The 23,720-nt window shown below is 65.9% G+C and carries 25 protein-coding genes and 1 riboswitch; of the genes, 2 read left to right on the forward strand and 23 right to left on the reverse strand.

From position 1 onward, the window contains the following. From AX708_RS13730 to AX708_RS13800, 15 genes are all read right to left on the reverse strand, one after another. Positions 1-745: cobyric acid synthase (locus tag AX708_RS13730; RefSeq protein WP_156454577.1), on the reverse strand; the 745-nt coding region annotated here is incomplete at its 3' end. After that, positions 733-1,671: an adenosylcobinamide-phosphate synthase CbiB gene (gene cbiB, locus AX708_RS13735; RefSeq protein WP_060979857.1), complete on the reverse strand. Its 939-nt coding sequence runs from the start codon at positions 1,669-1,671 to the stop codon at positions 733-735. The genes AX708_RS13730 and cbiB, both read right to left, overlap by 13 nt. Continuing rightward, on the reverse strand, positions 1,664-2,647 hold the full coding sequence (gene cobD / locus AX708_RS13740; protein WP_060979839.1) for a threonine-phosphate decarboxylase CobD: 984 nt from the start codon (positions 2,645-2,647) through the stop codon (positions 1,664-1,666). Before cobD ends, cbiB begins: the two co-directional genes overlap by 8 nt. After that, positions 2,644-3,372 carry an adenosylcobinamide-GDP ribazoletransferase gene (gene cobS / locus AX708_RS13745; RefSeq protein ID WP_060979840.1) on the reverse strand — a complete coding sequence of 243 codons (729 nt, stop codon included), beginning with the start codon at positions 3,370-3,372 and terminating at the stop codon, positions 2,644-2,646. Before cobS ends, cobD begins: the two co-directional genes overlap by 4 nt. After that, complete coding sequence (locus AX708_RS13750; RefSeq protein WP_060979841.1) at positions 3,369-3,938, reverse strand: histidine phosphatase family protein; 570 nt, start codon at positions 3,936-3,938, stop codon at positions 3,369-3,371. Before AX708_RS13750 ends, cobS begins: the two co-directional genes overlap by 4 nt. Further along, positions 3,935-4,951, reverse strand: a complete 1,017-nt coding sequence (cobT, locus tag AX708_RS13755; RefSeq protein WP_060979842.1) for a nicotinate-nucleotide--dimethylbenzimidazole phosphoribosyltransferase — start codon at positions 4,949-4,951, stop codon at positions 3,935-3,937. Before cobT ends, AX708_RS13750 begins: the two co-directional genes overlap by 4 nt. Then, entirely contained in the window at positions 4,948-5,355 is a 408-nt protein-coding gene (locus AX708_RS13760; protein WP_060979843.1) for a DUF1636 domain-containing protein, read from the reverse strand. Before AX708_RS13760 ends, cobT begins: the two co-directional genes overlap by 4 nt. A gap of 25 nt (positions 5,356-5,380) precedes the next feature. Then, the gene (bluB, locus tag AX708_RS13765; protein ID WP_099046562.1) at positions 5,381-6,010 is read right to left on the reverse strand and encodes a 5,6-dimethylbenzimidazole synthase; all 630 of its coding nucleotides are present in this window, start codon (positions 6,008-6,010) and stop codon (positions 5,381-5,383) included. 32 nt (positions 6,011-6,042) lie between these two features. After that, a complete protein-coding gene (cobO, locus tag AX708_RS13770) occupies positions 6,043-6,681 on the reverse strand; it encodes a cob(I)yrinic acid a,c-diamide adenosyltransferase (protein WP_060979844.1) in 639 nt (212 codons plus the stop codon). Next, positions 6,668-7,435: a precorrin-6A synthase (deacetylating) gene (gene cobF, locus AX708_RS13775; protein ID WP_060979845.1), complete on the reverse strand. Its 768-nt coding sequence runs from the start codon at positions 7,433-7,435 to the stop codon at positions 6,668-6,670. The genes cobO and cobF overlap by 14 nt, the downstream gene beginning before the upstream one ends. After that, positions 7,432-8,154, reverse strand: coding sequence for a uroporphyrinogen-III C-methyltransferase (gene cobA, locus AX708_RS13780; protein ID WP_060979846.1), 723 nt, complete (start codon positions 8,152-8,154; stop codon positions 7,432-7,434). The genes cobF and cobA overlap by 4 nt, the downstream gene beginning before the upstream one ends. After that, the gene (locus AX708_RS13785; RefSeq protein WP_066212720.1) at positions 8,151-9,482 is read right to left on the reverse strand and encodes a cobyrinate a,c-diamide synthase; all 1,332 of its coding nucleotides are present in this window, start codon (positions 9,480-9,482) and stop codon (positions 8,151-8,153) included. The genes cobA and AX708_RS13785 overlap by 4 nt, the downstream gene beginning before the upstream one ends. Then, positions 9,479-10,264: a precorrin-4 C(11)-methyltransferase gene (gene cobM / locus AX708_RS13790; RefSeq protein WP_060979848.1), complete on the reverse strand. Its 786-nt coding sequence runs from the start codon at positions 10,262-10,264 to the stop codon at positions 9,479-9,481. Before cobM ends, AX708_RS13785 begins: the two co-directional genes overlap by 4 nt. After that, positions 10,261-10,641: a cobalamin biosynthesis protein gene (locus AX708_RS13795; protein ID WP_060979849.1), complete on the reverse strand. Its 381-nt coding sequence runs from the start codon at positions 10,639-10,641 to the stop codon at positions 10,261-10,263. Before AX708_RS13795 ends, cobM begins: the two co-directional genes overlap by 4 nt. Beyond that, a complete protein-coding gene (locus AX708_RS13800; protein ID WP_060979850.1) occupies positions 10,638-11,846 on the reverse strand; it encodes a bifunctional cobalt-precorrin-7 (C(5))-methyltransferase/cobalt-precorrin-6B (C(15))-methyltransferase in 1,209 nt (402 codons plus the stop codon). Before AX708_RS13800 ends, AX708_RS13795 begins: the two co-directional genes overlap by 4 nt. Between AX708_RS13800 and AX708_RS13805 the strand changes: the two genes are divergently transcribed. Beyond that, positions 11,845-12,606 (forward strand): cobalt-precorrin-6A reductase, encoded by a 762-nt coding sequence (locus tag AX708_RS13805; protein ID WP_060979851.1) that lies wholly within the window; start codon positions 11,845-11,847, stop codon positions 12,604-12,606. The two genes, AX708_RS13800 and AX708_RS13805, sit on opposite strands and share 2 nt — an antisense overlap. On the opposite strand, the gene cobJ is transcribed toward AX708_RS13805, so the two are convergent. Genes cobJ through cobW form a run of 6 tightly spaced genes read right to left on the reverse strand, consistent with a single transcriptional unit; the run spans position 12,573 to position 20,150 of the window. Continuing rightward, positions 12,573-13,331: a precorrin-3B C(17)-methyltransferase gene (gene cobJ, locus AX708_RS13810; RefSeq protein WP_060979852.1), complete on the reverse strand. Its 759-nt coding sequence runs from the start codon at positions 13,329-13,331 to the stop codon at positions 12,573-12,575. The two genes, AX708_RS13805 and cobJ, sit on opposite strands and share 34 nt — an antisense overlap. After that, entirely contained in the window at positions 13,328-14,065 is a 738-nt protein-coding gene (cobI, locus tag AX708_RS13815) for a precorrin-2 C(20)-methyltransferase (protein ID WP_060979853.1), read from the reverse strand. The genes cobJ and cobI overlap by 4 nt, the downstream gene beginning before the upstream one ends. Then, positions 14,062-14,691 (reverse strand): precorrin-8X methylmutase, encoded by a 630-nt coding sequence (locus AX708_RS13820; RefSeq protein ID WP_060979854.1) that lies wholly within the window; start codon positions 14,689-14,691, stop codon positions 14,062-14,064. Before AX708_RS13820 ends, cobI begins: the two co-directional genes overlap by 4 nt. Beyond that, positions 14,691-15,821: a precorrin-3B synthase gene (gene cobG / locus AX708_RS20020; RefSeq protein ID WP_060979855.1), complete on the reverse strand. Its 1,131-nt coding sequence runs from the start codon at positions 15,819-15,821 to the stop codon at positions 14,691-14,693. The genes AX708_RS13820 and cobG overlap by 1 nt, the downstream gene beginning before the upstream one ends. Beyond that, positions 15,818-19,102, reverse strand: coding sequence for a cobaltochelatase subunit CobN (gene cobN, locus AX708_RS13835; RefSeq protein ID WP_060979859.1), 3,285 nt, complete (start codon positions 19,100-19,102; stop codon positions 15,818-15,820). Before cobN ends, cobG begins: the two co-directional genes overlap by 4 nt. Before the next feature lie 10 nt (positions 19,103-19,112). Next, positions 19,113-20,150 (reverse strand): cobalamin biosynthesis protein CobW, encoded by a 1,038-nt coding sequence (gene cobW, locus AX708_RS13840; RefSeq protein ID WP_060979856.1) that lies wholly within the window; start codon positions 20,148-20,150, stop codon positions 19,113-19,115. A 181-nt stretch (positions 20,151-20,331) separates the two neighbouring features. Beyond that, positions 20,332-20,560: riboswitch (cobalamin riboswitch) on the reverse strand. 80 nt (positions 20,561-20,640) lie between these two features. On the opposite strand from cobW, the gene AX708_RS20550 reads away from it, so the two are divergent. Further along, complete coding sequence (locus tag AX708_RS20550; protein WP_156439082.1) at positions 20,641-21,045, forward strand: hypothetical protein; 405 nt, start codon at positions 20,641-20,643, stop codon at positions 21,043-21,045. 58 nt (positions 21,046-21,103) lie between these two features. Here AX708_RS20550 and AX708_RS13845 read toward each other — a convergent pair whose 3' ends face one another. Both AX708_RS13845 and AX708_RS13850 read right to left on the reverse strand, forming a co-directional pair. Continuing rightward, a complete protein-coding gene (locus AX708_RS13845) occupies positions 21,104-22,150 on the reverse strand; it encodes a HoxN/HupN/NixA family nickel/cobalt transporter (RefSeq protein ID WP_066044243.1) in 1,047 nt (348 codons plus the stop codon). Beyond that, positions 22,147-23,718 (reverse strand): peptidase, encoded by a 1,572-nt coding sequence (locus tag AX708_RS13850; protein WP_066044241.1) that lies wholly within the window; start codon positions 23,716-23,718, stop codon positions 22,147-22,149. The genes AX708_RS13845 and AX708_RS13850 overlap by 4 nt, the downstream gene beginning before the upstream one ends. Positions 23,719-23,720 lie beyond the last annotated feature (2 nt).

Consider the following 23,720-nt stretch of genomic DNA (forward strand, 5'->3'; position numbering starts at 1 on the left):
CGCCCGCCCTCACCCCACCGCGCTCCAGCACTACGGCGTCTTCGCTTGGCAGCCGTGCGGTCGCGCCCAGCCACGGCACCACGCCGAATCCCCGCCAGCCTGCCAGGCTTTCGATCTGGCGATAACCATCGGCGAACAGGGCTGGATCGCCCCGGAACTTGTTGATGATGAAACCCTCGATCATCGCCGCATCCGCCGGGTCGATGATCGTTTTCGTGCCGACGATGGCGGCAATGACCCCGCCGCGATCGATATCGCCGACCAGCACGACCGGCACGCCCGCCGCGCGCGCAAAGCCCATATTGGCAATGTCGCCTCCGCGCAGGTTGATTTCCGCAGGCGACCCGGCCCCCTCGACCACGACGATATCGCAAGCCTGACGGAGCCGGTCATAGCTGGCCATCACCTCGCCGAGCAGCTCCCCGCGCACCTGCCGGAAATTGCCCGAGCCCAATGTGCCGCGCACCCGGCCATGCACGATCAATTGCGACGTGCGGTCGGCCTGTGGCTTCAGCAGCACCGGGTTCATATCGGTATGCGGCTCCACCTTGCACGCTATCGCCTGCAAAGCCTGCGCTCGGCCGATCTCACCGCCATCGCTGGTGACCGCCGCATTGTTGGACATATTCTGCGGCTTGAACGGCAAGACCCGCAGCCCCCGTTTCACTAGGGCGCGGCACAGCCCCGCCACCAGCACGGATTTGCCCACATCAGAACCAGTGCCCTGAAGCATTATAGCGCCCATGCCACTCCCCCCGCCATGAACCACAGACACAGGCAAGCACGGCGATAGACGCCCAGCCCACGCCGAATATCCTCTGCCCCGGCAGAGCGATCGCCCTCGCCGATCCAGAGCTTGGGTGAAAGAATGCCGTCATAGGCGATTGGCCCTCCCAGTCGCAGACCAAGCACCCCGGCCATTGCCGCCTCTGGCCAGCCCGCGTTGGGCGAGGCATGGTTGGACGCATCGCGCCACAATATCCGCCAGCCACCCCCGCCGCACAGGCAGATCAGCAATCCCGCAAGACGTGCTGGCACGAGATTCATCGCATCGTCGGTGCGGGCCGCAGCCCAACCATAGTCGCGCCATCGCTCCTCGCGATGCCCGATCATGCTGTCGGCGGTGTTGATCGCTTTGTACGCCCAGATTCCCGGCAGGCCCAGCACCAGCAGCCAGAACAACGGCGCGACCACCCCGTCGCAGAAACTTTCCGCCAGACTTTCGATGGCTGCTCGGGCAACACCCGCGTCATCAAGCGCCGCCGTATCACGGCCAACGATCATGCCGACTGCGGTGCGCGCGGCTGGCAGATCCTGCCGTTCCAGCGCTTCGGCAACGGGGCGGACGTGATCGTAGAGGCTGCGCTGCGCCAGACCCGGCCAGGCCAGCACCGCGACCAAGGGCCAGGCCCAGGCTCCGGCAAAGGCCACGAGCAGACTTTGCAGCACCCACCCCGCACCGCCCGCCACACCCAGCAGGATCAGGACGGTGACTGCCCCGGCCATGCGCCGCTGTCCATCGGAACGCGAGGGGACATTCCAGCGCCGTTCCAGCGCGGCGATAATCCGCGCAAAGACGCCCACCAGATGGCCGATCCGGCGATACAGCGGCTGAGGCCAGCCCACTGCCGCGTCGAGTACCAAGGCCAGGAAAGCAGTCGGCTCAATCATCAGCCAGCGCCGCATCGAGGCGATCCAGCGCCTCACGGTCGGCGGGCAGGCCCAGGCGCAGCCAGCGTGGATCGTAATCGAACGGCCGCGTCAGGATGGCATGGCGCGCAAGGCGTTCGAACAGCGCGGTGGCATCGGCCGTTTCGATCAGCCGGAACAGCGGGCAATCTCCCACCGCGCTGAAGCCGCGCCGTGCGAGCACCGCGTCCAGCGCGTGCGCCTGTTCGCGCAAGGCCATCCGCATGGCGGCAATCCAGTCCGCATCCCGATAGGCCGCTGTGCCGATGGCCAGCGCCGCCGCCGATAGCGGCCAACTGCCCAGCCGCTGACGATATTGCGCGATCACCCCGCGCGGTCCCAGCACAAAGCCGAGCCGCACCCCGGCCAGCCCGAAGAATTTGCCGAACGAGCGGAAGATGATCAGCCGCTGCTGGTCGTCGACGTGGGCGGCAAGACTGCTGTGCGGGGCGGCATCGGCGAAGGCTTCATCCACGACCAGCCAGCCATCATCACCGCGCCGCGCCTCCAGCCAGCCAAGCAGGGTGGCAGGCGGCATGATCCGGCCATCGGGGTTGTTGGGATTGGCGAGGATGATCGTCGCATCCTCTGTCCCCGCCAGTTCGGTCAGGACCACGGGACGGCTGCGGGGAATCATCTCGCCATGGGTGCGATAGCTGGGCTGGGCATGGATAGCGGGGCCGGGCAGGATATCGCCCAGCATGCGCAAGCCGATCTCCGTGCCCGGAACAGCGCAGACATGGACAGGGTCCGCGCCGAAACAGGCGGCGGCGGCGGCCTCCAGATCGTTCAGCGCGCCGGTGTCGGGCAGCGCCTGCCAGTCCACTGCCAGATTGTCCGCGCCGGGCCAGCCATGCGGGTTGATGCCGGTGGACAGGTCGATCCAAGGCGCCTTGCCCATTCCGAACTGCGCCATGGCATCGGCCAACCTGCCGCCGTGAAAACTGAAGCTGTTCATGTCGTGTGTATCCATAGGCCCGTGATTGCCACGCTCAGCAGCAAGCCGGTTTCGATCAGTTCGATGCCTGCGCCATGGCCATCGCCGGAAATCCCGCCCATCGTCCGGCGCACATGCCAGCCCCACCACAGGACCAGCAATGGCGTGACCAGAAGCGCCGGATAGAACCATGATGCTGCGGCCAGCGCGGCGGCCCAGATTACAATATCGATCGGGCCGATGGCGGAACGGAATCGTGCCGCCAGCCCCTGATGCAGCGGCATCAGCCACCATGTCCACACCAGCGGGCCGATGCGCGCGGCAAACGGCACCAGTACCAGCGCGCCAAACACCCGTGCATCCACCAGCATATCCAGCAGCACCAACTTGCTCAGCAGTTGCAGCACAATCGCGACAACGCCGAAGCTGCCGACATGGGGATCGGCCAGAACGGCCAGCAGCCGCTCGCGATCTTTATGCGCCGCACCGCTGGCATCGGCGAGGTCGGCCAGGCCATCAAGGTGCAGCGCGCCGGTCACGCCCACCCAGACGATCAGCGCGGCCAATGCGCCCAGCCGGTGATCGACCAGCGCGCCTGCCCATGCGGCTCCCGCAACCGCTGCGCCAATCACCAGGCCTACAGCGGGAAACCAGCGCATCGACCGGGCGAACGCGGCATCATCAACGACAATCGCCGGCATCGGCAGGCGTGTCAGAAATTGCAGGGCGATGATGAAGCCCTTCACGGATATAGTCCCGCAATCTGTGCCGTGGGGATTGCTCCGGGCCAGACGCGCAACGACAACAGGCCGTTGTATGGCAGATCAACTGCCCACGTCTGGCGCATGTCAAACCCGCACAGCACAGCCAGCGCCGCGCGCATTGCGCCAGCGTGGGTGACGATCAGCGTCGGCCGGGCGGCCAGATCGTCAATCGCAGCGGACACACGGTCCACCAGCGCCGACCAGCGCTCTCCACCGGGCGGCGCATCGCCATCGGGATCGTCCCAGAACCGCGCCAGCGCCGCGCCTTCGACATCGCCCGGTGCCATCCCGTCCCATGCGCCAAAGTCCAGCTCGCGCCAGCGGGGATCGGTGGACAGCGGCACGCCGGTTGCCAGCGCGATGGCTTCGCCCGCCAACCGCGCACGGGACAGGTCGGAAGCGATCAGCACTTCGGCTGCCAGATCGCGCGCCCGATCGACGCAGGCGGCGATGCCGGAGGCGGTGGGCCGGGCATTGGTGCGACCGATCAGCCGCCCCGCGCCGTCCGGTTCGCCGTGACGCAGGAAATAGAGAGGAAAGCCGCTCACAGGCCGTCCGCCACCCCGGCTTCGGCAAATGTCGCCATGCCGTTGTGCGTGGCCAGCGCGGCGCGGATGATCGACACGGCCAGTGCCGCGCCGCTGCCCTCGCCCAGGCGCATACCCAGTGACAGCAGGGGATCGAGGCCCAGATGCCCCAGCAGGCGGATATGCCCCGGCTCGGCGGAACAATGGCCCGCCAGACAATGATCGGTGATCGCCGGAATTGCGGCGGCCAGCGGCGCCAGCGCGGCACAGCTGATGAACCCGTCCAGCACCACCGGAATACGCAGACGGCGCGCCTCCAGCACGGCCCCGGCGATGGCCGCGATTTCGCGCCCGCCCAATCGGCGCAGGATTTCAAAGGGGGTGTCCGGCGCATCGGCATGACAGGCCAGCGCCCGTTCCACCACCGCCAGTTTGCGCGCTATGCCGTCCGCATCGACCCCCGTTCCCGGCCCGACCCATGACGCGGGTGTGCCGCCATAGCTGCTCGCGCAGAGCGCGGCGGCGGCGGTCGAATTGCCAATGCCCATTTCGCCGACGATCAGCAGGTGCAGCCCCGGCTCCACCGCCGCCGCTCCGGCGGACAATGCGGCAAGGCAATCCGCCTCGTCCATAGCCGCCACGACGGTGAAATCCGCCGTGGGCCGGTCGAGATCGAGCGCGGTGACCTTGAAGTCCAGTCCGGCGGCCGCGGCCAGTGCATTGATCGCCGCGCCTCCGGCAGCGAAATTGCCGACCATCGCAGCGGTCACGCTGGCGGGAAAGGCGCTGACGCCGTGGACGACGAAGCCGTGATTGCCGGCAAAGATGGCCGCGCTGCCCCGTTCGATCACCGGCTGCGCCGTGCCCTGCCATCCTGCCATGAACACCGCGATGTCCTCCAGCCGCCCCAGCGATCCGGCCGGCTTGGTCAGGCTGGCCTGCCGCGCGCGCGCCGCCGCGATGGCGTCCGCATCGGCCGAGGGCAAATGCTCAAGCGCCGCTTCAAACGCGGCAAGCGTGACAAACCGGCTCATTCCGCGACGAAGCCCGGCGGCGGGGTGCGGGTGATGAAATGCCCCTTCACGCCTTGTGGCCATTGCTTGAACGGCACCCGGCCATGCTCGCTGGCGGCATAGTGGACCGCATAGTCCAGAATGGCGGTGGCGGCGTCCTCGTCCGGCGTGAACCGGCCCAGTACATAGCCGACCTTGCCCGGCGCGCGCAGGTGAATGGTGCAGAAATCGGTGCAGGCAAACAGACAGGGCATTTCCTGGACGGCGACCCCGGCATAGCGCGCATCGCTTTCCTGAACCGAGCGCAGCGCCGCCACAAGTTGCGCGCCGCCGCGCGTTCCGGCGGCGTCCTCACGCGCGTCGGCGCTGTGACGACAGGTGTTGCAGGCCACGATAGCGGGGCCATCCTCCACGGGTATCAGCATGATGTCGTTGTCTTTCTATTGGGGATCATCGTTCAAACACCCGGTCGTTCCACGGCTCGCGGGGTTGCCAGCCGCGCTGTTCCAGTTCGGGGGTGTCGGACGTGTCCGCCGGGTAGCCGATGCACAGCAGCGCGATCAGCGACCAGGTGGCGGGAACATCCAGCAGGGTATGGACGGCCGGTGGATCGACAATCGACACCCAGCCAAGGCCAAGCCCACGCAGCCGCGCCGCCAGCCACAAGTTGTGGATCGCCAGCACACAGGAATAGCGCAGCATTTCGGGCATGGTGGCAATGCCAAGGCCGTGCCCCGCCTCGGGCTGTTCGTCGCAGAACACCGCCATCACCTCGGGCGCCTCACGCAGTCCGTGCAGCTTGAGCGACAGGTAGTGATCGTACCGCTCCTGCCCGGCATAACGCTCTGCCGCATGGGCGCTTTGCCCGTCGACATGGGCGGCCAGCGCCTCCCGAATGTCAGGCGTCCGCACGCGGACAAAGCGCCACGGCTGGGCATTACCGACCGACGGCGCGAGCGCGGCACTGGCCAGCAACGCGCCCATATCCGCTTCGGCCACGGCGCGGCGGTCGAAATGCCGAACATCGCGGCGCCAGCGCAGCAATTGCGTGAATTGCTCCGCAAATTCCGCGTCGAACACAGGCGGGGCGTCGCTCAGAATTCGATCCCCGGTCAAAATTCAATGCCGGCCTGGGCCTTCACGCCCGAACGGAAGGGGTGCTTGACCATGGTCATCTCGGTGACAAGGTCCGCCACCTCGATCAGCGCGTCGGGGGCATTGCGGCCCGTGACGATGACGTGCTTCATCGCGTCGCGCGCGGTCAGCACCGCCACCACTTCATCGACCGGCAGATAGTCATACCGCAGCACGATGTTCAGTTCGTCGGCCAGAACCATGTGATAGCTGGGGTCGGCGATCATGCGCTTGACCTCGTCCCAGCCGGCGCGGGCCACCGCAATGTCGCGCGTGCGGTCCTGCGTATCCCAGGTAAAACCCTCGCCCATCGGCTTGAATTCTACATGGTCGGGGAAGGCATCGAACACGGCCTTTTCACCCGTTTTCATCGCCCCTTTGACGAACTGGACCACGCCCACTTTCATGCCGTGGCCGATGGCGCGCACCACCATGCCAAGCGCGGCGCTGGTCTTGCCTTTGCCCTTGCCGGTATGAACGATCAGCAGGCCCTTCTCGCGGGTCTTATTGGCCATGATTTTGGCCTGGGCGGTCTGCTTCTTGCGCATCTTTTCAGCATGCCGCGCGTCTCCGTCCGCAATATCCTCTCGCGCGACCTGATTGTTATCGGCTTCCATCGGCCAGTTCCTTTCGCATCAGATAAACGTCCATGATCCAGCCGTGGCGCGCGCGAAGGTCAGCGCGGCGCGCGGCGATGCGGGGCGCGGCCTGGGCCAGAGTCCCCCGTTCGAGCGCTTGTTGCGGCATGCCAAGATAGGCGCCCCACCAGATTTCGATTCCGGCGGACTCGATCGCCTCGAACGCACAGCCGCTGTCGAGCATCACCACGACCGTGTCCGCCCCCGCAGGCCAGCCGTGCTTGCGCAGCATCCGGCCGGTGGTGATCGTGACGCTTCCCGCCAACGGGTTGAGGGGAATGGCGTGGGCCGCGGTCAGTGCCTGGATGCTGGTAATTCCGGGGACCACATGAACCGTTGTCTCGACGCCGGCAGCCTTGAGCCGATCAGAGATCCGCAAGCTGCTGTCATAAAGCGAGGGGTCGCCCCAGACCAGCAAGGCGAGCCTCCCGCCATTCGGCAAATGCGTTGCAATCCGTTCGCGCCACGCCGCCGCGATGGCGTCATGCCATTCGTCAACCGCCTGCATATATGGCATGCTCGCGTCCCGCACCGGCATGTCGAATTCGATGATCCGCACGGGCCGGCGCAGGACCTGCGCACAGATCGTGCGGCGCAAATCGACCAGAGCAGATTTCGCGCTCCCCTTGCGCGGCAGCAGGATGAGATCGGCCTCGTTCATCACGCGAACAGCCTCGGCAGTAAGGTGATCCGCATTGCCGGTGCCGATACCGATGAGATGGAGGTCGATCATGCTTCTTCCGCCAGCGGGCCGTAGAGGACGATGGCCGGGTCGGACGGACCGCCCTCGGCCAGCACGCGCGCCAGGCCGGTGATGCTGCTTTTGGTGATGCGCTGATCCTGGTGTCCGACATTCTCGGCAAGGATGGCGGGCGTTTCGGGCGCCATCCCGCTCTCCAGCAGCCGTTCGACCAGCGCGGGAAAGGTTCGCCGCGCCATGTACACAACCGTTGTCGCGCGCGGATCGGCCAGCGCGGCCATGTTGAGGTCGTCCGGCAACTGTCCATTGACGCCGTGGCCGGTCACAAACTGTACCCGTCGTGCTTGTTCACGCCGGGTGAGCGGAATGCCGATCGCTGCCGCCGCCGCGCTTGCTGCGCTGACGCCCGGAACGATTTCAAACGCGATCCCGGCCTTGCGCAGCGCGTCTATCTCTTCCTCCAGTCGTCCGAATATGCCGGCGTCCCCCGATTTGAGCCGCACCACGCGCAAGCCAGTCTGAGCATGTTCCACCAGCTGCCGGTTGACTTCGGCCTGCGTGGGCGAGGGGCGTCCTGCCCGTTTGCCGACCGGGACCAGTTTCACGTCCGGGCGCGCGCGATCGAGGATCGTCCGCGATGCCAGGTCGTCGAAAAGGATGGCATCGGCAGCATCGAGACGTGCGGCGGCTTTTATCGTCAGGAGGTCAGGATCGCCCGGCCCCGCTCCGACAAATGACACGAAACCGCTCATGCCATACCCCCGCTATTGAGGGGTGCAATCATGTGGAAGAACGTCCCCGTCACATGCCCCCGCCGCGATCCGGTTTCGGCCACCGCATCACCATTGGCGTCGGTGACGCGGGCCAGCGGGGCATCATGCTGTTCGACAATGGTGGAGTAATGGAACTCGTGCCCGCACAGTCGTGTGCCAACAGGAATGCCCGATATGGGCGACAGCAATTCGGCAAGGCGATAGCCCAGATGCATCTTGCGCTCGGCATGGCTGGTGACCAGCCCCAGCAGACCGGCCATGCGGTGGGCGACGCCCGCCTTGTCAATCAGAGTCTCGCCAAGCACCATGTAGCCACCACATTCGCCATGGACTGCGCGCGTTTCGGCATGGTTGCGCAGGCCGGACAGGAAGATGCCCGCCGCCGCAAGCTTGCCGGCATGCAGTTCGGGATAGCCGCCCGGCAGCCAGACGCAGTCGGCATGGGATGCTGGCGCTTCATTGGCCAGCGGAGAAAACGGCAGGATTTCCGCCCCGGCCCGTCGCCAGCCCTCCACCAAGTGCGGATAGATGAAGGAAAAGGCTGCGTCGCGCGCGATGGCGATGCGCTGTGCCGGGGGCACCGGAAGGCGGCTCTCGACCCGATCCGCTGGCACTGGAATCCGCCTCGCCGCGCGGCGAATGGCGTCGAGATCGGCATGGGCGCGCAAGAACGCGGCGTAGTCAGCGATCACCCGGTCCAGGTCGGGATGCTCGACAGCCTGCACCAGCCCCAGATGGCGCTCAGGCAAGGTCAGGTCGCCGCGCCGGGGCAACGCCCCCAGGACAGGTATCCCGACCGCCTCCATCCCCTTGCGCACCAGTCGTTCATGGCGCGGACTGGCGACACGATTGAGGATCACGCCCGCGAACGGCAAATGCGGATCGAGGCTCTTGAAGCCCAGCGCAGTGGCTGCTGCTGACTGTGCCTGCCCGGAAACGTCCAGCACGAGCACCACGGGCCAGCCCATGCGGCGCGCCATTTCGGCGCTGGCGCCGTTGCCTGAGGCACCGTTGCTGGCAACGCCATCGTAAAGCCCCATCGACCCTTCGGCGAGCACCATGTCCGCCCCTGCCGCCTCGGCCGCGATAGCGTCGAGCAGCTCGCCGTCCATTGCCCAACTGTCAAGGTTGAACGACGACCTGCCGCAAGCCGCCCGGTGAAACGCTGGGTCGATATAGTCCGGTCCGCTCTTGAACGGCTGCACCGTCAGTCCGTCCTCGCTCAGCGCGCGAAGCAGGCCCAGCATCACCGTGGTCTTGCCTGTCCCCGATGCCGGGGCGGCAATGATCAAGCCCGGCACGCTCATTCGGATGCCTCCGAGAAGCGCGAAGAGGCATCCTGGGGCCGGAAGCGGCGGTCATAGCCGTGTGCGTAGAGGCTGCTTTCAGCGAAATTCTCAGCCGCCATCACTCGCCCGACTAGGATCAGGGCGGTGCGCTCCATGCTTCCCGCCACGGCCTGCTCGACCGTGTCGAGCGTGGCGCGCACGATCCGTTGATCAGGCCAGCTGGCGCGCCAGACCACAGCGACGGGGCAATCCGCGCCGTAGGCTGGCGTCAGGTCGGCCACCACTTGCGCCAGATTGTGGACCGACAGGTGAATGGCCAGCGTCGCGCCGGTCACGGCAAAATTCGTCAGGCTTTCGGCAGGCGGCATAGTGCTGGCGCGGCCCGGCGTGCGGGTCAGCACCAGCGATTGCGACAGCGCAGGCAGCGTCAGCTCTGCCTCCAGCGCAGCAGCGGCGGCGGCGAACGCCGGGACACCGGGTGTCACGGTAAAAGGAATGTCCAGCGCGCGCAGGCGGCGCAATTGCTCGCCCATCGCCGACCAGACCGAAAGATCGCCTGAATGCAGCCGCGCCACATCGTGCCCGGCGGCATGTGCAGCAGCGATCTCGGCCATGATCTGGTCCAGTTCCAGCGGCGCGGTATTCACGATCCGGGCGTCCGGCGCGCAATGATCGAGCACGGCGACCGGGATCAGCGACCCGGCGTAAAGGCACACCGGGCTGCCCGCGATCAGATCGCGTCCGCGCAAGGTGAGCAGGTCGGGCGCGCCGGGACCGGCGCCGATGAAGTGGACGGTCATGTCGTAGGTTCCTGAAGGTTGACACTGGCGGCAATGGCGCATGTCGCCATGCGATCGGGGGAGGTGTGGCGCGGCCCCAGCAGGCGCGCGCCTGCACCTGCGGCTGCCAGCGCCGATGCCTCTGCCACGCTGCCGACGTGACGGGCGTTCAGGCTGGCGGTGGAGCGCGTGGGGGTGGAAACGGCGGCCAGTGCATCGGACGCCACGCCCATCAGCGGCAGGCCCAGCACTTCGGCCAGCGGCAGCAGCGCCGCAAGCTTGTCATGCGCGGTGACAAGATGCGTGACCGGCGGCTGCCCCTGCCCTGCCAGCGCAAACGCAGCGCGCAGCGAAGGCAAGGCCGCGCCCGACCGAAAGCCGAAGCCTGCGACAATCATAGCGTCACGCTCCATTGCACCACCGGATAGCGCGCGCGCCAGCCGTGCCGGTTACCCAGCGGGGCGGCATCTGACAGTTCGATCCGCAGCAAACTCCCGCCTTTTTGGCCATGCCAGCGCGTCAGCAGTGCTTCTGATTCCAGCGTCACCGCATTGGCCACCAGCCGCGTTCCGACGGGCAAATGTGCCCATAGTGTGTCCAGCAAGGCTTCCGACAATCCGCCGCCGATAAACACCGCATCGGGTGCCGGAGCATCCGGCAAGGCATCCGGCGCGATCCCGACGACAACCTTCAGTTGATCGACACCCAAAGCGACCGCATTGGCCCGCGCCCGCTCGGCGCGCACCGGATCGGCCTCTATCGCGCAGGCCCGGTTGGCCGGGTGGGCCAGCAGCCATTCGATCCCGATCGATCCAGATCCTGCGCCAATATCCCACAGCAGTTCACCGGCACACGGGGCCAGCGCCGACAGCGTCAGTGCACGCACCGGGCGCTTGGTGATCTGCCCGTCCGATGCAAACCAGTGGTCCGGGCGGCCCGCTGTCAGAGGCAAGCTCTCACCATGGCCCGCACAATCGATCCCGACCGCAACCGGATGGGCGATGTCGGTGAACGACAATGCTTCGGCGGTCACTTGACGCATCCGTTCGCGTGGTCCGCCCAATGCTTCCATCACGTGCAGCACTGACGCGCCAAAGCCCTGCCCGGACAGACAGTCTGCCAATGTGGCCACCGCCTCGCCATCGCGTAGCAGCGCCAGGATTCGTTGTCCCGCCGCAAGGTGAGGTCTCAGCCGCTCCAGCGGCGCGGCGTGCAGGCCAAGGCAGGCCACGTCCTGAAGCGCCCAGCCCAATCGCGCGGCGGCGAGGCTAAAGGTAGATGGGGCCGGATGAGCCACCCACTCATGCCGCTCCAGATGCCGCGTCACGCTCGTTCCCGCGCCGAACCAGAACGGATCGCCCGAGGCCAGCATCACCACGCGCCGTCCGCGATGTTGCATCAAAAGGTCAATACCGTCGGCAAACGGCACTGGCCATTCTATCGCAGGACAGGTAATCGCGGGCAGCAGCGCAAGGTGCCGGGCCGGTCCCATCACCAGTTCAGCCTGCGCCAGCGCCGCGCGGCCAGCGGCGGACAGGCCATCCGGCCCGTCCTCACCTATGCCGATGATCGTCAACCACGCTTCAGGAGAGGACTCAACCATGCCCAATGTCCTCCTGCTGGGCGGCACAACCGAGGCCAGCGCGCTTGCCCGACTGCTCGCGCAGCGCGGCATTGCGGCGACGCTCAGCTATGCCGGACGGACCGCAAACCCCCGTGCTCAGCCGGTTCCGGTGCGGGTTGGCGGGTTCGGCGGAGTTGCGGGGCTGTCCGATTATCTGCGCCACCATCGCGTGACTCATCTGGTCGATGCCACCCACCCCTTCGCCGCGACGATGAGCGCAAACGCGGTGGAGGCGGCCCGTCTGGCGGGTGTGGCCCATGTCGCCTTGACCCGCCGGGCGTGGGAACCGGTCGCCGGTGACCGCTGGACCCGCGTTGCCGATATCGATGGCGCGGTCGCCGCGCTGGCAGGCCCGGCCCGCCGCATCATGCTGGCGCTGGGACGAATGCATGTGGAAGCCTTCGCCGCCCAGCCACAGCACCACTATCTGCTGCGCTTCGTGGATGTGCCGGAACAGCCGCCGGGCTTGCCCCATCACACGCTGATCGTGGATCGCGGTCCGTTCACTACCGCTGGAGACAGCGCATTGTTGCAGACCCACGCCATCGATTTGGTGGTTTGCAAGAATGCGGGCGGCAGCGGCGCCGATGCCAAGCTGATCGCGGCGCGCAATCTGGGCTTGCCGATCCTGATGATTGACCGTCCCGCCATTCCCAACCGGGCCGAGGTTTATGATACCCAAGATGTGCTTTCCTGGTTGGGTCATCATGCTGAAACCGTGACCGACCGGGGGGTGTAAAGGATCGGGCGCGCGGGCCCATCGATGATCCGCGTCATGCTTGATCCGACGATCACCATCGTGCGCATATCGGCCATCTCCGCGCGCGCATCACCCAGCGGTACGATCCGCAATTGCTCGTCAGGCGTCGAAACCGCACGGGCGAACAGGATCGGGCGATCAGGGCCGCACACCTCGCGCAGCAGTTCCAGCACGCGTTTGAACCCTTCAGGCCGGGCCTTCGACCTCGGGTTGTAAAAGGCCATGGCGAAATCTGCTTCCGCCGCCAATCGCAGCCGCTTTTCGATCAGCGGCCAGGGTTTGAGATTGTCCGACAGGTTAATGGCGCAAAAATCATGCCCCAGCGGCGCGCCCGCCCGTGCGCTGGCGGCCAGCATGGCGGTGATGCCGGGCAGCACCCGAATGTCGAGATTGCGCCAATGGGCCGGGCCAGCCTCCAGCGCCTCGAACACGGCAGCGGCCATGGCGAAAACGCCCGGATCGCCAGAGGACACCACCACCACGCGCTGCCCCTGCGCCGCCAGTTCCAGCGCATGGGCCGCGCGATCCAGCTCCGCCCGGTTGTCGGACGGGTGCAGCGTCAGCCCCGCGCGGGGGGCGATGCGGGCAACATAGGGAATATAGCCGATGACATCGCTCGCCCCGGCCAGAGCGGCGGTGACTTCGGGCGTGATCAGTGCCTCATCCCCCGGTCCCAGACCGGCGATGGATAGCCAGCCGCTCATGGCCGCCTTCCCTGTCCATGAATCAGCAGGATCGAGAAATAGGGCGTGACGCTGGTCGCCTCGATCAGCCGCGTGACTCGCTGACCGGGCATGGCGGCATGTTCAACCAGCCAGGCCGCATCTTCGCGTCCCGCCGCCGCCACCGCGCGGCGCAGTTTGGGCAGGTTGCGCCCGATCTTCATCACCACCAGCGCATCGGTATCGCGGATGCGCCGCGCGAGTTCATCCTCCGGCAAGGTCGCCATCGCGACGGTGAGCACGTCATCGCCCCACGTGATGGGAATGTCGGTCGCGTTCCATGCCCCGGCCATGCCGGTGATACCCGGCACCACCGTCACCGGGACCAAGCCCGCCAAACGGCCATGAAGATGCATGAACGAACCGTAGAAAAACGGATCGCCCTCACACAGCACAACCACGTCCTCGCCCGCCAGCGCCAGCGCCAGCAATCGCTGCGTGCATTCGGCATAGAAGGCGGAAAGACAGTCGTTGTAGCGGGGATCGGATAGCGGAATCTCGGTCGTTACAGGATATTCCATCGGGATTTCAATCACGTTGGCGCGCAGCATCCCTTCGACAATCCGCCGCGCCTGACCCGGTCGTCCGGCCTTGCGGAAATAGGCAACGTGGCGCGCGCCGCGCACCAGGCGGTCGGCGCGCACGCTCAGCAGATCGGCAGCACCGGGACCAAGCCCGACGCCGTGGATCGTTCCGATTTTTGGCGGCAAGTTCATTCGGCGCGGCTCGCCAAAGCATTGATCGCGGCCACCGTGATCGCGCTGCCGCCAAGACGACGCTCGACGATGCAACACGGCACCGGCGGCGCGGCCCACAGCGCGGCCTTGGATTCGGCCGCGCCGACAAAGCCCACCGGACAGCCGATGATTGCCGCCGGTCGTGGGCAATCGGGATCTTCCAGCATATTCAGCAGATGGAACAGCGCGGTTGGCGCGTTGCCGATGGCCACCACCGCGCCCGCCAGATGCGGTCGCCACAGTTCCAGCGCGGCAGCGGAGCGGGTGTTGCCCATGGCCCGCGCCATGTCCGGCACTTGCGGCGCATTGAGCGTGCAGATGATCGGATTGTTGGCCGACAGGCGGGCGCGAGTGATCCCTTCGGACACCATCCGCGCATCGCACAGCACCGGCGCGCCATTGGCCAGCGCGGCGCTGGCCGTTTGTGCGAAGCCGGGCGAAAAGCGGATTAGCGCTGCCAGTTCGACCATCCCGGCGGCATGAATCATGCGCACCGCCACCGGCTCCTCATCGGCCGAAAAGTGCGCAAGATCGGCTTCGGCGCGGATCGTGGCGAAGGACTGGCGATAAATGGCCGCGCCATCGGTTTCATAGATATGGGGCATCAAGCGATTCCTAAATGGGCAAGAATGTCGGCCGGGCCAAGCGCGGAGCGAACCGCAGGCCCTCCGGCGCGCGCGTTCAGGGAAAGATCGAACAGGCTATCCCTGCCGGTCAGCGTGACATCGGCGGCGCGCGGGCGGGCACAGCCCTTGGCACAGCCCGAAACATGCAGCCGTCCCGCGACATGCGGAGCAAGGCGGCGGGCAAGATCGCGGGTTTCAACCGACGCCTGCGTGCAGCACGGCGCGCCCGGACAGGCATCGACATGCAGCAGCGGATCGGCAGGGTCGGTGATCAGGCCGTCCACCTGCTTGGCAGGCGCGCCTTCTAATACGAGCACCCGCCACGGGGTAATCCGCACTGCTCGGGCAGACGATGCCTCCATCACACCAGCCAGTATCGGCGCCTCTATCCGGCCGAACGGCAGGCCATAAGCCCAGCCCAGATCATGGACGCCGGGCACGATGCGAGCAGCCGACGGCGCAGGCAGAATGTCGCCACAGGCCCATTCGGGCAGGGCAGCCGTGTGCCGGGCCATGCGCCCCGCTTCCGCGCCACCGCTGGCCGCAAACCAGTGTGCCAACGCGATCAGGGCGTCCACTTCCCGACCTGCGGCAACCGCGACACCGCCCGGATGGCCATCGGCGCGCAGGATCAGGCCGCCTTTTTCGTCGCGCTCGATGCGAAAATCGCCCACCTCGCCGTGCAGGGCGCAGGCCCGACCAGCATCGATAACGAAGCCCATCTTGCCCGGCAGATCGGGCAACTCATCCAGCCGGGTCAGCAACTCGCCTGCGATGCGGTGGCTGTCATCACCGACCCGCCAATCCGGCGCGACAAGAATGTTGCGCCGCTGTTCGATGACGGGATCGCTCTCCACCAGATCGAGCGCCAGCAACCGGTCGAGCAGCGTCTGCCAGCCGGTTTCGCGCACCCCGCGAAGCTGGAGATTGGCGCGGGCGGTGATGTCGATCAGGGCATTGCCGTGTGCCACGGCGGCATCGCACAGGCCCAACACTTGCGCGCGGGTTAGGCAGCCAAGCCGGGGTTTTACTCGCACCAGCAACCCGTCGCCCGCCATCATCGGGCGCCATGCATCGGGGCACCAGCCTTTTACCACAGGGCTCGTCATGTCCGATCCTCATGGCTGGGCAGACTGGCGAGGATGGAATTGCGCCGGGTCTGCCACAGCCCTGCGGCATGAAGCGCGGCAAAGCGGGCTTCCATCGCCGCAAGCGCACCGGGATTCTCGCGCGCAAGAAACGCGCGAACATCGGCCTGGCCCAACGTCGCATCGTGATAGAGGTCGAACAGATGCTGCTGCACGCTATCTGAAAGGTGCGCAAAGGCGCCCATATGATCCAGCGTCGCCGCCAGTTCCGCGCCGCCGCGAAAACCATGGCGCATCATGCCTGCGATCCAGCCCGGATGCGCGGCACGGGCGCGGACGACGCGGGCGATCTCTTCGGTCAGAGTGCGCGCGGCCGGATTCAACGGGTCGCGATTGTCGAGGTGATAGAGCGCCGCCGAACCGCCCATCAGCGCCTTGGCAGCGGCAAAGCCCGCCTCATGTGCAGCATAGTCGGCGGCCAGAAGCAGGTCGGTTTCGGGCAAGTCCTGAAGATGGACAAAGGCGTCTGCACCTTCAACGCGCCGACGCAGGCCGTCTGGATCAGGGACGGCCCCGGTCGCATCGGAGGTCGCGTCAAACGCATGGTCCGATGCCGCCAGCCACGCCTCTCCGGCAGCGCGCCGGGCCGCATCGGTATAGAACTCGGCCGCATCGCCGAGACCCAGTCCATAGCGGCCCGGAGCCGGGCCATAGACACGCGGGGCCGCTGCCTGCCCCGCAAACGGGTTCCAGTCCGCTGGTTCATCCCGCAAACACAGCGCGCGCACCGCCTGGCCAAACAGCATGGGCAACGCCGGGAAGGCATCGCGGAACAGGCCTGAAACCCGCAGTGTCACGTCGATGCGGGGGCGGTCCATCAGCGCCAGCGGCAGGATTTCGACGCCGGTCACTCTTTCGGATGTCATGTCCCACAGCGGTTTTGCGCCCAGCAGGTGCAGCGCCATGGCGAATTCCTCACCCGCCGTGCGCATCGTGGCCGATCCCCACAGATCGACCACCAGCCCGCGCGGATAGTCGCCATGATCCTGCAAATGTCGTCGGATCAGCTCCTCTGCCAGCGTGACACCTTGTGCATGGGCGGCGCGCGACGGCACCGCGCGCGGATCTATCGCATAGAGGTTCCGCCCGGTCGGCAGCACATCGCTGCGCCCGCGAAAGGGGGAGCCTGAAGGACCGGGCGGAACCCACCGTCCGTCCAGCGCCGCCAGCAATCCGGCCCGCTCGGCTGCGCCCTGATCGCCCCGCCCGAACACATGCAGCCCGTCACCGAACTGGCTTTCCTTGACGTCGCAAACGAAGCGATCGATCCGGGTGATCGCCTCGACCAGCGTGGCCGCGCCATCAAGGCCCAGTTCCGCCTCCAGCCCCAGCACGCGCGCTTCGTCGCGGATGCTGGCTTGCAGGCGGTCGCGGCGGGCCGGGTCCAGCCCGTCAGCATTGGAGAATTCATCCAGCAGCGCCTCGATCCGTGCCAGGCCCGCGCCGCTTTTAGTTTGCACCAGTGGCGGCGGAACGTGTCCGATAGTAACCGCACCGATCCGGCGTTTGGCCTGCGCAGCTTCTCCGGGATCGTTGACGATGAACGGATAGATCACCGGCATCGCGCCGGTCAGCGCCTCGGGCCAGCAAGTACCGGAAAGGGCAACTGACTTGCCCGGCAGCCATTCCAGCGTGCCATGTGCGCCGATATGGACCAACGCGTCCACACCCCGCGCGCGCAGCCAGAGATAGAAGGCGACATAGCCATGGCGCGGACAGCGGGAGAGGTCGTGATAGTCCCCATCACGCCCGGCGCGCTCGCCGCGTTCGGGCTGCAACGCCACCAACGCATTGCCGATAGACACCGAAGCAAAACGGAACGCGCCAGCAGTGACAGCCGGATCGGCGTCCGGTTCGCCCCACGCAGCGTAAAGATCAGTGCGCAACGCCTCCGGCAATGCCCCCAGCGCTTTGCGATATACGGTCAGCGGCCAGTGCAGATGCTCGCGTTCAAGCTGCACCGCGAGATCGGTCTGGCCATCCGTGGCATATCCCGCCTCGCGCAGGTCGGACAATATTGCTTCGGCGGAGGCGAGCGCATCCAACCCAACGGCATGGGCCATCTGGTATGCCTTGCCGGGATAAGTCGACAGGACCAAGGCCACCCGCCGCTCGGCAACCGGCCTTTGGGCCAGCGATATCCATCCGGCCACCCGTGCGGCAGTCGCCTCGATCCGGTCAGGATCGGCGCGATGGATAGTGCGGGCAAAACCAAGCGCTGGGTCGCGCGCGCCCGCTTCCTTGAAACTGGCGACGCCTGCAAACACCCGCCCGTCGATCTCGGGCAACACGACATGCATGGCAAGGTCTGCCGGAGACAGCCCGCGCGATGCCCCTGCCCAGCCCGCGTGGCTGGACGTAGCGAGCGCCAGTTGAAACACGGGAACGCCCGCGCCATCAAGCGGGGTGGCGCCGTCCTCGCCCCGCGCGGAAAAAGCGGTAGCGTTGATGATCGCTGCCGGGCCAAGTCCGCGCACCCAGCGGTCCACCTGTTCGCGCACCTGCGGGGCTTTCAGTGAGGGGACGAAGATCGACAGCGCATCAAAACCGTGCTGCTCGAACGCGGTATGCAGGGCGGCAAACGGGTCCAGATCGTGGGCGGTCAGGTAAGAACGATAGAACACGATCATGACCAGCGGCCTTGCGGGATCGCGCACAAAGGCTTCAGGATCGACCACGCCAAAGCGGGGATGCCAGCCTCCCGCCATCGGCAGCGGATCGCATGTCCGGGCGGGGGCATCGATCAGCCCCGCCAGCTGCGACAGCGTGGCAAGCGCCGCCTGCGCCGCCACTGCACCGCCAGCATCGCACCACTGCGCAAGTTCGCGCAATGCAGGCACGAGCACGGTCGAAACCGCATCCAGCCGCTCGTCCTCCCAGCCATCGCCGGGCAGCACCGCGAGCACGATCCCGCGCGACCGGGCCAGCGCCTCGACCTGTTGCAGCCCATAGCTCCAGTACGGCGTGCCGCCGATCAGCCGGATCAGGATCGCCTTTGCACCCGACAGCGTCCGCTCGACATATGTGTCGACCGACAGGGGATGTATCAGCGCCGCCAGATTGGCGAGCCGCAGCGAAGGAAATGCAGCATTGCCCGCGCGGGCCTGATGCCAGGCCGCGGCGAATGCGCCCAGATCGCTGTCCGAAAAGGACAGGACCACCAGATCCGCAGGCTCCTGCCCCAGATCCTGCGGGACGGCGGTTTCCTCCATCCCGTGCGTTTCGCGGAAAATGACGTGCATCGCCCGCGCCTTACGCCAGCAGCACCGCGCGAATGGCGCCTGCATCGACATGATCGTGCTCGGCAATGGCGACCAGAGTGGTGCGGCGCGGCTCGTCAGGCCGCCACGGACGGTCGTACTGGTGGCGCACCCGCGCGCCTACCGCCTGCACCAGCAGCCGCATCGGCTTGCCCGCCACGGCGGCATAGCCCTTCACGCGCAGGATGTGGTGATCGCGCGCCAGCGTCTCGATCCGCGCGACAAGGGCCGCCGGATCGGCAATTTCGCCCCATTCGATAACGGTACTGTCGAAGTCGTCGTGCTCGTGATCATCATCCCCATCGTGGTGCGATGGGCGCGCGGCAATGTCGTCCTCGGCTGCGGCATCAAGCCCCAGAATCACGCGCGGATCGACCACGCCTTCGGTCAGTTCGATCACCGGCACGGGGCGGCCAACCTCTGCCGCGATGATCGCGCGCGCTGCGGCGACACCTTCCGGGCCCGCCAGATCAACCTTGGTCAGCAGGATCATGTCGGCGCAGGCAAGCTGATCCTCGAACACTTCGGAAAGCGGCGTTTCGTGATCGATGCTCGGATCGGCGCCGCGCTGGGCGTCAAGCGCTGCCACATCGGGCGCGAACCGGCCTGCCGCGACCGCTTCGGCATCGGCCAGCGTCAGCACGCCGTCCACGGTGATGCGGCTGCGGATCGCTGGCCAGTCAAACGCCTTGAGCAGCGGCTTGGGCAGCGCGAGGCCGGATGTCTCGATCAGGATGTGATCCGGGCGCGGATCGAGAGCCAGCAGCTTTTCCACCGTGGGGATGAAGTCATCCGCCACGGTGCAGCAGATGCAGCCATTGGCCAACTCGACGATGTTTTCGGCCGGGCAATCTGGAATGGCGCAAGATTGCAGAATCTGGCCATCCACACCCAGCGTACCGAATTCGTTGACCACCACCGCCAGCCTTCGGCCACCGGCATTGCGGATCAGGTGGCTGATAAGCGTGGTTTTTCCCGCGCCCAGAAAGCCCGTGATGATGGTGACCGGCACCTTGGATAGATCCGGCATGGTAACTTCTCCGCGCGCCAGAGCGAGACACGGCGGGGCTTGCCGGACAAGTCCGGTCGGCGCGCGACAACGGGCGGGCGCAACAAAGCACCCGTTACCACGCAACCCGTGCAGCCCCAGCCACACAGCTTCGTCGCTCAGACGGAGAGTTACCGTGCCGTGACCATCCCCTGGATCAGGCAAGAGCGACCGGTGCGCCGGCAGGTCTCCTGGCTCGCAGGTCACAGCTTGATGCACGCCTTCCCAGACTTGGCGCTTGCGCGCTGCCCAGTGGCTGCTCCTGAATTCAGGAGCATGTGCATCGCGCTATCCGCTTACAGTTGCAGGGACAGCCACGGATTTGGGAGCAAGCTCCCGCACCGCATTCCCGATTAAGCCCCTTGCGGGGCACCGGCGCGATCATTGAAGGGCGAGTTACCCCGGTCCTTCGCCGCGCGCTCTAGACGAAAATGCCAGCCAAGCCAATTGATGATGTTGTGCCTTCGTCCTCTTGGCGCCACCGCCCTATTTCGGCAGGGGTGGCGGCCAGATACTCAATCGCATCGCAAGGATAGGTCCAGATCGTGATCTCGGTTGTGCCTCTTTTGATTCTGGCGGTTCCCGATCGGGCCAAGCGGCCATCCTTGGCCCACCGTATCCGCTCGCGGGATGTGATACCGAGAATATCCTCGACCTGTCGTTGACTGACAGGCTTGCACGCTATCCGGAAAAGCCGTTTCCGTATGGCATCGACGAGATATTCCGCAGCCTGCCTGGAATTCGGATCAAAGACACAACTTTTTCTGGATTTAACGAATGTTCCGTTGGAACGTGCCATCAGCATCCGAATCGCGGCATCACGCTCGCCGCGATGTACACGAAGTCCGAGCGGCATACGCACGTCGAGATCGACTGAAACGATGCAGGACTTGTCGTCGTGCCTGAGCAAGACGCAACGATCAACACGGGACCGGTCAGGCACCGACCGAAACCTCGATTTCATCGAAACGCTTCCAGCGGTAGATCGCGAAACTCGCCAGCCAGCAAAATATGAAAAGTCCGATAATGGCGAAGCCGAGGCCGTTGAAATTTTCGCCCAGCTTAGCGGCGATCCGCCATGGTCCACCCTCAAGGCCCAGCTTGTCACCGATCAGGGCCAGCGTTTCGATTCCGCCAATGACAATCGCCACAATGGCCGAGATCAGGGTGATGGTGATGTTGTAATAGAGCTTGCGGATCGGCTTCACGAAGGCCCATTCGTAAGCGCCCAGCATCACCACGCCGTCCACCGTATCGATCAAGGCCATGCCGACGGCGAACAGGGCCGGCAGGACCAGTATTGTCCCGATCGACAGGCCATCAGCAGCCTGACTGGCCGACATGCCCAGAATGGCGACTTCGGTTGCGGTATCGAACCCAAGCCCGAACAGAAAACCCAGCGGGGCCATATGCCAGCTCTTGTTCACCAAGCGGAACACCGGCCTGAATAGTCTGGAAAGCAGACCGCGCCCACCCAATAACAGATCAAGATCGTCCTCGGCATAGCTGCCGCCTGCGCGAACATGCGCAAAAGTACGCCAGACAGAGCGCAGGATGACCAGATTCATGCCGGCGATCGTGAACAGGAAAAGCGCGGAAATCACGGTCGCTATCACGCCGCCGATTTCCTTGAACGTGCCGAACTGCGACAACGCGCTGGCCGTCACCGCAATAATGATCGACGCTATGGCAATGATCCCGGAATGCCCGACAGCAAACCAGAAACCCACCGCAATGGGCCGCTTCCCGTCCTGCATCAGCTTGCGGGTTACATTGTCGATCGCCGCAATATGATCGGCATCGACGGCGTGACGCAAGCCCAGCCCCCAGGCAAGCAAGGCGGTGCCGAGCATCAACGGCTGTGCATGAAACAGGCTGAATGCCCAGACCCAAACGCCGATGTTTGCGGCTATCAATCCCGCAAACAAGGCGCCGATCCGTCGGCGCAAGGGCAGGGAAGCCGAAGGGGCAGATGAAATCATGACTGGCTCCGTGATCGAAGGAAGGAAGGGCGGCGTGATAGCCGCCGCCGGATACCTTGCCGGGTACGTTGCAAGTCGCGGCCAAGCTTGCGCATGCCCATCCAGGCTCCGCTGCCGCAGACCAGCGTGACAGCCGCAAGCAAGGGCAGGACGAAGATGTACCGCAGAGCGCTGTGGCGCAGGCCGGGCAGATCGAAACTGTGCGGCGCCTTCCACAGCCAGCGCTCGGCGCGTCCCGTGCCATCGACTGCACGCAGCAACGTGCCGGACGCCGCGTCGATATAAAGGTGCGTGGCTTGCGGGTCAGCCAGCACCGCGCGCCATACCGGCAATCGCACCGGCTCCTTATGTGCGTAGTAATAGCTGTCGCCCTCGGACAGCAGGGAAAGCGACACGACGCGGGGACCATTCCGCAAGGCTGCAGCGACATCGGCCCTGGTCAGGATCGCCGGCCTGCCCCAACCATCAATCCTCACCCTGCGTCCATCTGCGGCAATGGCAATAAGCATCGTTTTCCCGCCGAGCGGCGCGCTCTCCACACGGACCGTACCGATGGGAAGCCGGTTCAGATTGGCCAGCGCGGCCCGCATATCGGTCCAGCGCATTAGTCCCGCAAGGCGCTGGCGCTCGACTGATCCTGCATCACTGTCAAACAGCCCCCAGGGACTCATCGAGAACAGGCCGCTCCCGACCCAGGTGAGTGCGAGCAGGCCGAACGCCAGCCCTGCCATATGATGCCACCACCACAGGCCGCGATAGGGCGAGCCTATGGCGCCATCCTTGCCCCGCCTCAATCGGCTAATGCCGACCCAGATCCCGGTGACGGTCAGGAAGCAGCCGGTCAGCGATGTCCAGATGACGACCTGACTCCAGGCAGCCGGGTTCTGCCGAAGCACCGTCGGGTAAAGCCAGTGCGGCACCGCGCCCAGCCAACCCCAGAAGCGCTCGAAACGGGTCGTTTTCTGGACCACTTCGCCGGTCAGGCCAGCGATATAGGCGCTCGAGCCTGCGGCGTCGGCATAGTCGACCCGATAGAGCGGACGGTTGGCGCGAAAGGCTTGGACGGTCCATTGATCGACGGAAATCGGCGTTATCGCCGCCACAAGTCCATCGATCCCGAAGTTGCGCCCGAATTCCATGCCGACCTTGGCGAGGTCCTGGCGGGAAAGAGGTGCCAGCGGGGCGCCGCTTGCGAGGTCGTAGCTCAGCGGCGAGGCGCGCATCTGCCAGATTGCCCGCCCGTCGCCTTTCTCCGGTACGACCCGCAACACAGCCTTGCCCACAACCATTTCGAGCCGGGCAGATGCCAGCGCGGTATCGGCTGGCAGGGTAATACCCGCCAGTTCGCCATCGGCCGGCAAATGAAAGGGGGACAAGGCCCGCAGTTGCCCGGCCGGTAGCAATCGGGGATAGTCGACGAACAGCATCACGAACCCGGTGAGGCACCAAAGCGTCATCACCGTACCGATGACGATACCCATCCAGCGGTGGAGCAGGAGCAGCGCCCGCAGCGGCCTGCCTTGGCTGCGCGGGCGTGCCACCGCCACCGGTTTCGTGACGCCATGCATGG

The organism is Erythrobacter sp. CCH5-A1, assembly GCF_001557115.1.
GTDB lineage: Bacteria > Pseudomonadota > Alphaproteobacteria > Sphingomonadales > Sphingomonadaceae > Erythrobacter.